Source organism: Streptomyces sp. NPDC024632, from assembly GCF_055559175.1.
This window is the reverse complement of the sequence record NZ_JBVHLD010000011.1, coordinates 200192-213774: the sequence shown is the minus strand read 5'-3', so window position 1 is coordinate 213774 and position 13583 is coordinate 200192. Positions and strand designations below refer to the sequence as shown.

The following is a 13583-nucleotide window of genomic DNA, read 5'->3' as shown; positions in this document are numbered from 1 at the left end:
GCGGGTCAGCTCACCGTGAGGTGCAGAATGCGGTCGTCGCCCTTGGCGGGGGTGCCGCGACCGTCGGTGTTGCTGGTCGTCAGGTACAAGGTGCCGTCGTCGGCGGCGACGACGGTGCGCAGGCGGCCGTAGGCGCCGGTGAAGAAGGACTGCGGCGCGGCGGCGGCGTGGACGCCGTCGAGGGGGATGCGCCACAGGCGGGCGCCGTGGAGGGCGGCCATCCAGATGGACCCGGCGGCGTAGGCGATCCCGCTGGGCGACGCCTGGTCGGTGTGCCACTGGACGACGGGGTCGACGTACCCCGCGCGGTGCGCGATGCCCTCGACGACCGGCCAGCCGTAGTTCTTGCCGGGCTCGATGAGATTCAGCTCGTCCCAGGTGTCCTGGCCGAACTCCGAGGCCCACAGGCGGCCCTTGTCGTCCCAGGCCAGGCCCTGCACATTGCGGTGGCCGTCGGAGTAGTCGAGGGAGCCGGGCGTGGGGTTGTCCTTGGGCGGCTGCCCGTCGGGCGTCATCCGCAGGATCTTCCCGGCGAGCGAGGACTTGTCCTGCGCGAGCCCGCGCTGGTTGGTCTCGCCGGTCCCGGCGTACAGCATCTTGTCGGGGCCGAAGGCGATCCGCCCGCCGTTGTGGATGGTGCCGCTGGGGATGCCCCGCAGGATCGTGTCGGGGGCGCCGAGCTGCTGGCCCTCGGCGTGCGAGGTGTCGTACAGCATGCGGACGATGCGGTTGTCCGACGCGGTCGTGAAGTACGCGTAGACCAGCCGGTCGGAGCCGAAGTCGGGGGAGACCGCGAGGCCGAGCAGCCCGCCCTCGCCGCCCGCCTGGACGCCGGGCACGGTGCCGACCGCGCTGGTGGTCTTCTTGACCGGGTCCACGCGGACGATCCGGCCGGTGTCGCGGGAGCCGACCAGCATGGTGCCGTCCGGCAGCGTCGCGACGCCCCACGGGGTGTCGAGCCCGGAGGCGACGGTGCCGGTCACCTTCGCGGTGCCCTTGGCGGGCGCGGCGGACTCCGACGGGCTGGCGGGCGGCGCGGTGGTCCCGGCCGTGCCGCCGCTCGGGGAGGGCGCGGACGGCGAGGCGCCACTGCCCGACGGCCGGGGAGTGACGAGATTCGGGCCGTCCGACGAGCAGCCGCCGAGGACGAGTACGGCCACGGCGGCCATGGTCCCGGCCGCCGTCCGGCGGACCGGCCCGCGGCGCACTGCGCTCCAAGACCTCACGGCGCTCACTCCCTCGTTTCGCCCCAGCACATCACACGCGAGCGGCGTCCCGCCCGCCGATCACCCGTACCCGCCGGGGCCGCACGGCAGACCCGCGTCAGTCCCACGAGCCGCGCGCGGCGGGCAGCTCCGCGATCTCCGACAGGTCCTCCGAGGTCAGCCGCAGCCGCGCGGCCCCGGCGTTCTCGGCCGTCCAGCGGGCCGACTTGGCGCCGGGGACCGGCACGACGTGCGGCCCCTGGGCGAGGACCCAGGCCAGGGCGACCTGGGCGGCGGTCGCGTCGTGCCGCTGGGCCACCCGGCGCAGTCCCGCCACCACGGGCTGGTTGGCGGCCATCATCTCGGCGGTGAAGCGCGGATGCCGGGCGCGCAGGTCGTCCGGCTCGAAACCGCCGCCGGGCGTCAGCGTGCCGGTGAGGAAGCCGTTGCCCAGCGGCATCGCGGCCATGAAGCCGATCCCGCGCGCCGCGCACCACGGCAGCAGCGACTCCAGGGCCTCGGCCGCCCACACCGACAGCTCGGCCTGCACACAGCTGACCGGGAAGACCTGCTGGGCGCGTACGAGGTGCCGGATCGTCTCGTCGTGCAGGTGCGCGCCGGTGCGGCGGTTGCCGCGCGCGCCGACCGCGCACAGGCCGAGCGCCCGCACCTTGCCCGCCGCGACCAGTTCCGCCATCGCGCCCCAGGTCTCCTCGATGGGCACCTCGGCGTCCACGCGGTGGAGCTGGTAGAGGTCGATGACGTCGGTCTGGAGGCGGCGCAGCGACGCGTCGCAGGCGCGTTTGACGTACCCGGGGCGGCCGTTGGCGACGATGTGCTGCTCGCCGACGAGCAGCCCGCACTTGGTGGAGACGAAGGCGTCGCGCCGCCGCTCCCTCAACACCCGCCCCAGCAGCAGCTCGTTGGTGAACGGGCCGTACATGTCGGCGGTGTCCAGCAGCGTCGAACCCGTGTCGAGCGCGGTGTGCACGGCCCGCAGCGACGTCTCGCCGTCCTGGCGCGAGGTGCTGTACGCCCAGCTCATCGGCATGCATCCCAGGCCCACGGCGCCCACTTCGAGAGCTGCTGCACCGATTGTCCTGCGCTCCACCCGACCGTCCTCCCTCAAAGGGCCGTTCGTGATCCGCCGGACCGATCCCAGCCGCCGCCCCACTGTGTCATAGCCTCCTGACCATGAACGACATGACCCGAGACCGCCGTCCCCAGGTGTGGCTCTCCGTGCCGCCCGAGGGCGTGGACGGACTGCCCGACGCCTTCGAGTACGTCTTCTGGGACGGTGACGGCGACTTCCCCGCCGACCCGGCGGACGCCGCCTTCTACGTCGTCCCCTACATGAAGGGCGCGACCGCGGGAGCGCTGCCGCTGGCGCGGATGACCGGGGTGCGCGCCGTGCAGACGCTCAGCGCCGGAGTGGACCACATCCTGCCGCACCTGGAGCGACTGCCGCCCGGCGTGAGCCTGTGCAACGCGCGCGGGGTGCACGAGGCGAGCACCGCGGAACTCGCCCTCGCGCTCGTCCTCGCCTCGCTGCGCGGCATCCCGCGCTTCGTGCGCGGCCAGGACGCCGAGGAGTGGCACGGCGGTTTCTACCCGGCGCTCGCCGACCGCGAGGTGCTGATCGTCGGGTACGGCTCGATCGGCGCGGCCGTCGAGGAGCGGCTGATCCCGTTCGAGTGCGAGGTGGTGCGGGTGGCGCGCGGCGCCAGGAACGCGCCGCGCGGACCGGTGCACGCCCTCTCCGAGCTGCCGCGCCTCCTTCCGTCCGCCGACGTGGTGGTGCTCACCACTCCGCTGACCGAGCAGACCCGCGGTCTGGCCGGCGCGGAGTTCCTGGCCCGGATGAAGGACGGCGCGCTGCTGGTGAACATGGCGCGCGGCCCGGTCGTCGACACCGAGGCGCTGCTCGCCGAGACCGGGGCGGGGCGGCTGACCGCGGCGCTCGACGTCACCGACCCCGAACCGCTGCCCGCGGGGCACCCGTTGTGGCACGCGCCGGGCGTGCTGATCAGCCCGCACGTGGGCGGCAGCACCTCGGCCTTCCTGCCGCGCGCCCAGCGGCTGATCCGCGAGCAGCTCGTACGCTTCGCGGCCGGTGAACCGCTGGAGAACGTCGTCGCGACGAGCTGACCCGGCTGGCCGAGCGACCGGCCGACCGGCCGATGGGCGGACCGAGACGTCCCGCGCACGGCCGTCGGGGCGCGGCCGACGCGTATGCGTGAGGCGGGACGGGCACGCCTACAGCACGGGGGAGGACGGCCCTTCGGCACGCGGCGACCGCACGCGCGTCCGCCATCTTCCCTGTGGTTACGCTGAGTAGAGGAACTATGTCCCTGAGTGACGGATCTGGTGTATCGTCCCGATCGGGGGACTCACCGGGGCCGGGAGGGACGGCCACGGTGATGTGAACGACGAGCAAGTGAAGGGGGGCGACGGGCGATGCACGGCCGATGGATTCACTCCGGTCACTCCAGCGCGCGGGCCCAGAGCGCCGTACTGAGCAGCACACCGCGGCCGTTCGGCCCGCGCCGACGACACCGGACCGCACGGTGAGCTCCACCGGGGCGGTGCTCGCCCGCCCTTCGGCGCGCGGCGGCCGGGCGGGCCTGCTGCCCCAACTCCTGGTCGCGGTCCTGTGCGGCGGCTACACCACCGGCGCCGTGCTCGGCTGGGGCTCCAGCGAAGTCGCCCTGGTCATGGGCGACTTCGGACTCTCCGCCGCCGCGGCCACCGCCACCGTCTCCTCGCTGGTCTACGCGCGCAAGGTCTGCGGCCAACACCGCCCCGCCTGGCTGCTGTTCGCGGTCTCCTCCGCGATGGTCGCGCTCGGCAACGGCATCTGGGGCTGGTACGAGGTGGTGCTGCGCCGCCCGGTGCCGCAGACCTCCGCCGCCGACTTCTGCTTCCTGATGTTCGCGCCGCCCGCCATCATCGGCCTGCTCGTCCTGGCCAAACGCCCGGTCACCAGAGCCGGTTGGGTCTGCCTGGCGCTGGACGCGTCGCTGATCGGCGGCTCGCTGCTCACCTTGTCGTGGAGCCTGGCGCTCGCCCACACCGCGGCCTGGGACGGCCCGAGCACCGCCCGCATGGCGCTCTCGCTGGCCTACCCGCTGCTGGACATCGTCCTGGTCAGCATGGTGCTCGCCCTGCACTTCCGGCGCTCGGCCGCCAACCGCGCCGCGGTCAACACCGCCATCGCCGCGCTCGCCATGACCGTGCTGTGCGACGCCCTGTTCACCTCGCCGATCCTGCGCGAGCACTACCGCTCGGGCCAGATCCTCGACGCGGGCTGGTTCGCGGGCAGCATGCTGCTGGCGTACGCGCCGTGGACCGGCACCCGCACCGACCCGGTGCGGCGCACCGCCACCGCGACCCGCAAGGTCACCGGCTCGCTCGCCGCCCTCACGCCGTATCTGGCCGCCGCCGTCTGCACCCTCGGCATCCTCTACAACGTGATCACCGGCCAGAAGTGCGACCGCGTCGTCCTCTTCACCGGCTGCACCGTCGTCCTCGCCCTCGTCGTACGCCAGGGCATCATGCTGCTCGACAACATCTCGCTCACCCAGGAACTGGCCCAGAAGGAGAACCACTTCCGCTCCCTGGTCCAGGGGTCGAGCGACGTCATCATGATCGCCGCGCCCACCGGAGTGCTGCGCTACGTCAGCCCCGCCGCGCAGGGCGTCTACGGCCGCGACCCGGAGGAACTGGTCGGCACCGAACTGGCCGCGCACATCCACCCCGACGACCTGGGACGCGTCGTCCACGAGGTCCGCAGATTCCTCGCCGCGCCGCCCGGCGACGAACCCGCCACCAGGATCGAGTGCCGCATCCGCTCCGGCCACACCCGCAACCAGGACGGCTCGATGGCCGACGACTGCTGGCTCAGCGTCGAGTCCAGCGTCAACCGCTACCAGGGCGGCCTGATCTTCAACAGCCGGGACGTCACCGAACGCGTCAGGCTCCAGGCCCAGTTGCAGCACAACGCCTCGCACGACCCGCTCACCGACCTGCCCAACCGCGCGCTGTTCACCGAGCGCGTCACCCGCGCCCTGAGCGGCCGGAGGGCCGGTGACGCCCACGCCGCCCTGCTCTACGTCGACCTCGACGGCTTCAAGGCCGTCAACGACACGGTCGGCCACCAGGCGGGCGACGAACTGCTGGTCCAGGCCGCCCGGCGGATACGGGACGCGCTGCGCTCCGGCGACACCGCGGCCCGGCTCGGCGGCGACGAGTTCGCCGCCCTGGTCTGCGGCGCCAGCGCCGACCCGCGTGAGCGCGAGTTCCAGATCCTCGACATCGCGGAACGCCTGCGGTCGGTGCTCTGCGAGCCGTACCGCGTGGAGGGCGGCGAGGTACGGGTCGCCGCCAGCATCGGCATCGCCTTCGCCGAACCCGGCGCCACCCCCGGCGAGCTGATGCGCAACGCGGACCTGGCGATGTACCGCGCCAAGCAGGCGGGCAAGGGCCGCGTCGAGGTCTACGCACCGCAGATGCAGGCCGACGTCGTCCGCCGCACCGAACTGGCCGGTCGGCTCCGCAAGGCGCTGCACGACGGCGAGTTCACCCTGCTCCACCAGCCCGTGGTGGAACTGGACAGCGGCCGGGTCACCTCCGTCGAGGCGCAGGCCCGCTGGCGGTCCGCGCAGGGCATCCTCTTCACTCCCGCCGAATTCCTGCGCGCCACCGAGGACACCGACCGTTCCTTAGAGCTGGGGCGGTGGCTGCTGGAACAGGCGGTGGAGCAGGCGGCGCTGCGGTACGGGGCCGGTCACACCGTCCCCGTCGCCGTCCGGCTCCCCGCCCACCGCCTGCTCCACCGCGACCTCCCCGTGTCCGGCATCGAGACCATGCTCACCCGGCACGGACTGCCCCCCGGCGGCCTCGTCCTGGAGCTGGCGGGCGGCGACCCCCGGATCGCCCTGGACGACCTGGAACGGCGGCTGTCGGCGCTGCGCAGGATGGGCGTACGGATCGCGCTCGGCGGCTTCGGCGGCGGCTACGCCTCGCTCATCGCGCTGCGCAGACTCCCCGTCGACCTCGTCAAGCTCGACCGCTGCTTCGTGGAGGGCGTCGTGGAGTCGGCCCGGCTGCACAAGATCACCCGCGGTCTGCTGCGGATCGCCCACGACCTGGGCGTGGGCAGCGTCGCCGACGGTGTGGACCGCCCCGAGCAGCTGCACGTCCTGCGCGACATGGGCTGTACGCACGGCCAGGGCATGGCCTTCTCGGGGCCGCTGGACGAGCACCGGCTGCGCGGCTCGCTGACCCGCGGCGGCTATCCCGTACCGCGGGAAACACCCCGTGAACAGGTCACATCGAACGGACTTCCGCTGCCCTCGCGTCGCTCAAATACTGAGACGCGTGTCCCACCGGCTTGACACCCGCCGGGGTCCGGGAGGAAGGTCAAGGCCATGCGCACCCGAATTCTCGTACTTGGAAAGCGCGTCGGCTGACCGAGGCCGTACAGCCTCGCACACGCACCGACGCGCTCCCCTCGCTTGCCTCACGGCACGAGGGGTTTTTTGTTGTCCGGCCCCCGTCGGACACCCCCACAAAACCCTCATCACCCCCATCTTCGAGAGAAGAGAACGCAGATGACCGAGCAGGCCAACGGGTCCCACCATCCGCAGCCGCGGACCCGCAGCGCGGCTCCCGCCGCAGCAGCCACCCCCGAGCGCATGACGGGCGCGCAGTCGCTCATCCGCTCCCTCGAGGCCGTTGGCGCCGACACGGTATTCGGCATTCCCGGGGGCGCGATCCTGCCCGCGTACGACCCGCTCATGGACTCCGCGAAGGTCCGGCACATCCTGGTCAGGCACGAGCAGGGCGCCGGTCACGCCGCCACCGGCTACGCGCAGGCCACCGGCAAGGTCGGCGTGTGCATGGCCACCTCGGGCCCCGGCGCGACCAACCTCGTGACGCCGATCGCCGACGCCCACATGGACTCGGTGCCGATCGTCGCCATCACCGGGCAGGTCGCCGCCAAGGCCATCGGGACCGACGCCTTCCAGGAGGCGGACATCTGCGGCATCACCATGCCGATCACCAAGCACAACTTCCTGGTCACCGACGCGGCCGACATCCCGCGCACCATCGCCGAGGCGTTCCACATCGCCTCCACCGGCCGCCCCGGCCCGGTCCTGGTCGACATCGCCAAGGACGCGATGCAGAACGAGACGACGTTCTCCTGGCCGCCGCAGCAGGACCTGCCCGGCTACCGCCCGGTGACCAAGCCGCACGCCAAGCAGATCCGCGAGGCCGCCCGGCTGATCAACGAGGCCAAGCGCCCCGTGCTCTACGTCGGCGGCGGCGTCATGAAGGCCCGCGCCACCGGCGAGCTGCGCATCCTCGCGGAACTGACCGGCGCGCCCGTCACCACCACCTTGATGGCGCTCGGCTCCTTCCCCGACAGCCACCCGCAGCACGTCGGCATGCCCGGCATGCACGGCGACGTCGCCGCGGTCACCGCGCTCCAGAAGGCCGACCTGATCGTCGCCCTCGGCGCCCGCTTCGACGACCGCGTCACCGGCCGCCTCGACACCTTCGCGCCGTACGCCAAGGTCGTGCACGCCGACATCGACCCGGCCGAGATCTCCAAGAACCGCGTCGCGGACGTCCCGATCGTCGGTGACGCCCGCGAGGTGCTCGCCGATCTGATCGTCGCCGTCCAGGCCGACCACGAGGCCGGTCACAAGGGCGACTACACCGGCTGGTGGGAGCACCTGAACTTCTGGCGCAACACCTACCCGCTCGGCTACGACCTGCCCTCCGACGGCAGCCTGTCCCCGCAGCAGGTCATCGAGCGGATCGGCCAACTCGCCCCGGAGGGCACGCTGTTCGCCGCGGGCGTCGGCCAGCACCAGATGTGGGCCGCCCAGTTCATCAAGTACGAGAAGCCCTCCACCTGGTTCAACTCCGGCGGCGCGGGCACCATGGGCTACGCGGTCCCGGCCGCCATGGGCGCCAAGGCCGGCCGCCCCGACGCCACGGTCTGGGCGATCGACGGCGACGGCTGCTTCCAGATGACCAACCAGGAACTGGTCACCTGCGCGCTCAACAACATCCCGATCAAGATCGCGATCATCAACAACGGCGCGCTGGGCATGGTCCGCCAGTGGCAGAACCTCTTCTACGGCGAGCGGTTCTCCAACACCGTGCTGCACTCAGGCGCCGAGAACGTCCCCGGCTCCACGCAGGGCGTCGGCTCCATCCAGAACCGCGGCACCCGCGTCCCGGACTTCGTGAAGCTGTCCGAGGCGATGGGCTGCGTGGGCTTGCGCTGCGAGACCCCCGAGGAGCTGGACGCGGTCATCGCCAAGGCCAACTCCATCAACGACCGCCCCGTCGTCGTGGACTTCATCGTCCACGAGGACGCGATGGTGTGGCCGATGGTCGCCGCAGGCACCTCCAACGACGAGATCATGGCCGCCCGCGACGTCCGCCCGGACTTCAGCGACGAGCTGGACGACTGAAGCGACCGCGGACACGTGAGAGAAGGAATCCCGACCATGTCCAAGCACACCCTCTCCGTCCTGGTGGAGAACAAGCCCGGTGTCCTCGCCCGGATCACGGCGCTGTTCTCCCGGCGCGGCTTCAACATCGACTCCCTCGCGGTCGGCACCACCGAGCACCCCGAGATCTCCCGCATCACCATCGTGGTCAACGTGCTGGACGAACTGCCGTTGGAGCAGGTCACCAAGCAGCTCAACAAGCTCGTCAACGTGCTGAAGATCGTCGAACTCGACCCCGCGTCGGCGGTTCAGCGCGAACTCGTTCTGGTGAAGGTGCGGGCCGACAACGACTCGCGCTCCCAGATCGTGGAGATCGTCCAGCTCTTCCGCGCCAAGACCGTGGACGTCTCCCCGGAGGCCGTCACCATCGAGGCCACCGGCGGCGCCGACAAGCTGGAGGCCATGCTCAAGATGCTGGAGCCCTTCGGCATCAAGGAACTCGTCCAGTCCGGCACCATCGCCGTCGGCCGGGGCGCCCGTTCCATCACCGACCGCAGCCTGCGCGCGCTGGACCGCTCCGCGTAGCACCGCGGCGTCACGCAACGCCTCCTCGCCCGAATCCGTATGGCGAGACCCCGCAACCCCCGTGTCCCCACCCGTCGTACGGTGGGCCGTACAACCCGATCCAAGGAGAGACCCGAAGTGGCCGAGCTGTTCTACGACGACGACGCCGACCTGTCCATCATCCAGGGCCGCAAGGTCGCGGTCATCGGATACGGCAGCCAGGGCCACGCCCACGCGCTGTCGCTGCGTGACTCGGGCGTCGACGTGCGCGTCGGTCTGCACGAGGGCTCCAAGTCCAAGACCGTGGCCGAGGAGCAGGGCCTGCGCGTGGTGTCGGTGGCCGAGGCCGCCGCCGAGGCCGACGTGATCATGATCCTGGTCCCGGACCCGATCCAGGCCAAGGTCTACGAGGAGTCCATCAAGGACAACCTGAAGGACGGCGACGCCCTCTTCTTCGGCCACGGCCTCAACATCCGGTTCGGCTTCATCAAGCCGCCGGCCGGTGTCGACGTGTGCATGGTCGCCCCCAAGGGCCCCGGCCACCTGGTCCGCCGTCAGTACGAGGAAGGCCGCGGCGTGCCCTGCATCGCCGCCGTCGAGCAGGACGCCACCGGCAAGGGCTTCCCGCTGGCCCTGTCGTACGCCAAGGGCATCGGCGGCACCCGCGCCGGCGTCATCAAGACCACCTTCACCGAGGAGACCGAGACCGACCTCTTCGGTGAGCAGGCGGTCCTGTGCGGCGGCACCTCCGCACTGGTCAAGGCCGGCTTCGAGACCCTGGTCGAGGCGGGCTACCAGCCGGAGATCGCGTACTTCGAGTGCCTCCACGAGCTGAAGCTGATCGTGGACCTCATGTACGAGGGCGGCCTGGAGAAGATGCGCTGGTCGGTCTCCGAGACCGCCGAGTGGGGCGACTACGTCTCCGGCCCGCGGATCATCAACGAGAACACCAAGGCCGAGATGAAGAAGATCCTCGGCGAGATCCAGGACGGCACCTTCGCCAACAACTGGATCGCCGAGTACAACGCCGGTCTGCCGAAGTACAACGAGTACAAGAAGGCCGACGAGGACCACCTGCTGGAGACGACCGGCCGCAAGCTGCGCAAGCTGATGAGCTGGGTCGACGAAGAGGCGTAACACCCCTCACGCGGTCTCGGGGGCTCTCGGCCGCCGGGCGGGCCAAGGGGTCTGTCCGGCGGGTGAGAAGCCCCTTGGCCGTGGCGTACAACCACCTTCGGGTGATCCTTACACCAAGGCGTAGGGTGCCCGTCAACGCGCCGATACACTGCCTTAACAAGCGCGTCAGGCTCACAGCGTCGTGCGTCTTCCACGCGGCATGCCATCCCCTCCCTCCCTGGAGCGACCGCGGGACCGGCCGCCCACGAAGGACAAGTGAGGACCACGTGAGCCAGAAGCCTGTCGTACTCATCGCAGAAGAGCTGTCGCCCGCCACGGTGGACGCGCTCGGCCCGGACTTCGAGATCCGGCACTGCAACGGGGCGGACCGAGCCGACCTGCTGTCCGCGATCACCGATGTCGACGCCATCTTGATCCGCAGCGCCACCAAGGTCGACGCGGAAGCCGTAGCCGCCGCGAGCAAACTCCGGGTCGTCGCCCGCGCGGGCGTCGGCCTCGACAACGTCGACGTCTCCGCCGCCACCAAGGCCGGCGTCATGGTCGTCAACGCGCCGACCTCCAACATCGTGACCGCCGCCGAGCTGGCCTGCGGTCTGATCATCGCCACCGCGCGCAACATCGCCCCGGCCAACGCCGCGCTCAAGAACGGCGAGTGGAAGCGGAACAAGTACACCGGCGTCGAGCTGAGCGAGAAGACCCTCGGCGTCGTCGGCCTCGGCCGGATCGGCGTGCTGGTCGCCCAGCGGATGTCCGCCTTCGGGATGAACATCGTCGCGTACGACCCCTATGTGCAGCCCGCGCGCGCCGCGCAGATGGGCGTCAAGCTGCTCACGCTGGACGAGCTGCTCGAAGCCGCGGACTTCATCACCGTGCACCTGCCCAAGACGCCCGAGACGCTCGGCCTGATCGGTGACGAGGCGCTGCACAAGGTCAAGCCGTCGGTCCGGATCGTGAACGCCGCGCGCGGCGGGATCGTGGACGAGGAGGCGCTGGCCTCGGCGCTCAAGGAGGGCCGGGTCGCGGGCGCGGGTCTGGACGTATACAGCAAGGAGCCGTGCACCGACTCCCCGCTGTTCCAGTTCGACAACGTGGTGGCCACCCCGCACCTGGGCGCCTCCACCGACGAGGCGCAGGAGAAGGCGGGCATCGCCGTCGCCCGCTCGGTGCGCCTCGCGCTCGCCGGTGAGCTGGTCCCGGACGCGGTCAACGTCCAGGGCGGCGTCATCGCCGAGGACGTCAAGCCCGCTCTGCCGCTCGCCGAGAAGCTCGGCCGGATCTTCACCGCGCTGGCCGGGGAGGTCGCGGCCCGCCTCGACGTCGAGGTCTCCGGCGAGATCACCCAGCACGACGTGAAGGTGCTGGAACTCAGCGCGCTCAAGGGCGTGTTCGAGGACGTCGTCGCCGAGACGGTCTCCTACGTCAACGCGCCGCTGTTCGCGCAGGAGCGCGGGGTCGAGGTCCGCCTCACCACCAGCTCCGAGTCGCCCAACCACCGCAATCTGGTGACGGTGCGCGGCACGCTCGCCGACGGCACCGAGGTCTCGGTCTCCGGCACGCTGGCCGGGCCGAAGAACATCCAGAAGATCGTCGCGGTCGGCGACGTCGACACCGACCTGGTGCTCGCCGACCACATGGCCTTCCTGCGCTACACCGACCGCCCCGGCGTGGTCGGCACCCTCGGCCGCATCCTCGGCGAGGTCGGCGTCAACATCGCCGGTATGCAGGTCGCCCGCGCCGCCGCCGGCGGCGACGCGCTGGTCGCCCTCACCGTCGACTCCACGATCCCGGCCGGTGTCCTCAGCGACATCGCGGCGGAGATCGGCGCGACGTCCGCCCGCGCGGTGAACCTGACGGACTGACGGTCCGCACGCGTACGACGGCGCCGCCTCCCACCCGGTGTGGGGGGCGGCGCCGTCGTATGTCCCGGCCGCCCTACAGCCGCGCCGCCTTCAGGGCCATATGGAGTAGCAGCCGCGACTCGCCGTCGGCCAGGTCGAGGCCGGTCAACTGCTCGATGCGCGAGAGCCGGTAGTAGAGGGTCTGGCGGTGGATGGCCAGCGCGGTGGCGGTGCGGCCGGCCTGCCCGGCGTTGTCGAGGAACGCCTCGGCGGTGTGGGCCAGTTCGCGGTGCGCGGGGGAGAGCAAGGGGGCGATCACCGGGTCCGGCGGGACGTCCGCCGGGAGCGCGGTCAGTAAACGGTAGGGGCCGATGCCCGACCACTTCGCGATCGGCCCGTGCAGCGGCTGCGCGAGCGCGGCGCGCGCCGCGTCCCCCGCCTCCCGCCACGCCTCCGGCAGCTCCGCGAGCGACTTGCGCCCGTCGCTGACCCCGGCCACCGCGCCCTCCGAGGCCACCTCCCCGAGCACCCGCGCCGCCGCCGACCTGGCCGTGGCCAGCAGTTGTACGGTGCGCAGCCGCACCAGCAGCGCGACGCAGTCGCCGCGCGGGCCCGGCACGAAACAGAGCGCGGCGGCCGACGGGATCGTCCGCGGCCCCGGCAGGTCGTCCTCGCCGCCGGACGGCGGCCGGATGCAGACCAGCGCGTGCGGCTCGTCGGCGTCCGGGCCGAGCGCCGTCCGCAGCGCGTCCTCCGCGTTGTCGCGGGCGGCGCGGGTGCGGGCGGTCAGCAGGTCGCGCAGCGCCCGGCCGGTGCCCGCGCCCTCGCGGGCCGTCACCGCGAGCCGGTCGCCGATCCTGGCGGCCACCGCCATCGCCGCGTCGAGCTGGGTGGCGGTGTGCTCGGCCTCGTCCAGCAGCCAGACGTAGCCGTGCACCACGCCGCCGTGCCGCACGGGCAGGCAGAGTCTGCCGCGGAAGACGCCCGCCGAGGGCGCGGCCGGAATCCGTACCGGCCCGGTGGCGCGGGTGATGCCGAACTGCTCGAACCAGGCGCGGACCTCGGTGGTGGAGCCGCGCGTGAGGATCGACCGGGTACGCACCGGGTCCGTCGCGCCGTCGTCACCGTCGTGCACGCCGAAGGCGATCAGCCGGAAGTCCCGGTCCTCCAAGGTCGCGGGCGCCCCCAGCAGCGCCGACACCTCGTCGACCAGCTCCTGGAGATCGCCGCCGAAGCCACTGAAACCGCCGCTGCCGCCGTAGTCACTACGCACTCGTCCATTCTCCCTCATACATCTGTATGAGGGACCACACCCTGATGCGTGACAGGTGTCGCTGGTCCAACGGGTAGGCGAATCCTAGATTCGGGGC

General features: G+C 71.7%; 9 protein-coding genes. 6 read left to right on the top strand and 3 right to left on the bottom strand.

Going from position 1 to position 13583, the window contains the following annotated elements; genetic code table 11:
- Positions 1–5 precede the first annotated feature (5 nt).
- Positions 6–1169: a PQQ-dependent sugar dehydrogenase gene (locus ACZ37P_RS23835; RefSeq protein ID WP_467348576.1), complete on the bottom strand. Its 1164-nt coding sequence runs from the start codon at positions 1167–1169 to the stop codon at positions 6–8.
- 154 nt (positions 1170–1323) lie between these two features.
- Positions 1324–2316, bottom strand: a complete 993-nt coding sequence (locus ACZ37P_RS23830) for an aldo/keto reductase (protein WP_355348110.1) — start codon at positions 2314–2316, stop codon at positions 1324–1326.
- Positions 2317–2408: 92 nt separating this feature from the next.
- Between ACZ37P_RS23830 and ACZ37P_RS23825 the strand changes: the two genes are divergently transcribed.
- The 6 genes from ACZ37P_RS23825 to serA all read left to right on the top strand — a co-directional run bounded on the left by ACZ37P_RS23825 (position 2409) and on the right by serA (position 12234).
- The gene (locus tag ACZ37P_RS23825; RefSeq protein WP_467348574.1) at positions 2409–3353 is read left to right on the top strand and encodes a 2-hydroxyacid dehydrogenase; all 945 of its coding nucleotides are present in this window, start codon (positions 2409–2411) and stop codon (positions 3351–3353) included.
- 419 nt (positions 3354–3772) lie between these two features.
- Positions 3773–6601, top strand: a complete 2829-nt coding sequence (locus ACZ37P_RS23820; RefSeq protein ID WP_355348113.1) for a putative bifunctional diguanylate cyclase/phosphodiesterase — start codon at positions 3773–3775, stop codon at positions 6599–6601.
- A gap of 216 nt (positions 6602–6817) precedes the next feature.
- Positions 6818–8695 carry an acetolactate synthase large subunit gene (locus tag ACZ37P_RS23815; protein ID WP_355348116.1) on the top strand — a complete coding sequence of 626 codons (1878 nt, stop codon included), beginning with the start codon at positions 6818–6820 and terminating at the stop codon, positions 8693–8695.
- Positions 8696–8731: 36 nt separating this feature from the next.
- The gene (gene ilvN / locus ACZ37P_RS23810) at positions 8732–9259 is read left to right on the top strand and encodes an acetolactate synthase small subunit (protein WP_188284938.1); all 528 of its coding nucleotides are present in this window, start codon (positions 8732–8734) and stop codon (positions 9257–9259) included.
- A gap of 117 nt (positions 9260–9376) precedes the next feature.
- Positions 9377–10375, top strand: coding sequence for a ketol-acid reductoisomerase (ilvC, locus tag ACZ37P_RS23805; RefSeq protein ID WP_355348120.1), 999 nt, complete (start codon positions 9377–9379; stop codon positions 10373–10375).
- A 266-nt stretch (positions 10376–10641) separates the two neighbouring features.
- Complete coding sequence (gene serA / locus ACZ37P_RS23800) at positions 10642–12234, top strand: phosphoglycerate dehydrogenase (protein WP_355348123.1); 1593 nt, start codon at positions 10642–10644, stop codon at positions 12232–12234.
- Positions 12235–12307: 73 nt separating this feature from the next.
- Here the strand turns inward: serA and ACZ37P_RS23795 are convergent, their stop codons facing one another.
- Complete coding sequence (locus tag ACZ37P_RS23795) at positions 12308–13504, bottom strand: PucR family transcriptional regulator (protein ID WP_355348126.1); 1197 nt, start codon at positions 13502–13504, stop codon at positions 12308–12310.
- Positions 13505–13583: the final 79 nt, after the last annotated feature.

Bases quoted from the DNA above. Each gene is read 5' to 3' on its own strand.
- ACZ37P_RS23825 (WP_467348574.1), top strand. From the start codon at position 2,409: ATGACCCGAGACCGCCGTCCCCAGGTGTGGCTCTCCGTGCCGCCCGAG.
- ACZ37P_RS23835 (WP_467348576.1), bottom strand. From the start codon at position 1,169: ATGGCCGCCGTGGCCGTACTCGTCCTCGGCGGCTGCTCGTCGGACGGC.
- ACZ37P_RS23795 (WP_355348126.1), bottom strand. From the start codon at position 13,504: ATGAGGGAGAATGGACGAGTGCGTAGTGACTACGGCGGCAGCGGCGGT.
- ilvN (WP_188284938.1), top strand. From the start codon at position 8,732: ATGTCCAAGCACACCCTCTCCGTCCTGGTGGAGAACAAGCCCGGTGTC.
- ACZ37P_RS23815 (WP_355348116.1), top strand. From the start codon at position 6,818: ATGACCGAGCAGGCCAACGGGTCCCACCATCCGCAGCCGCGGACCCGC.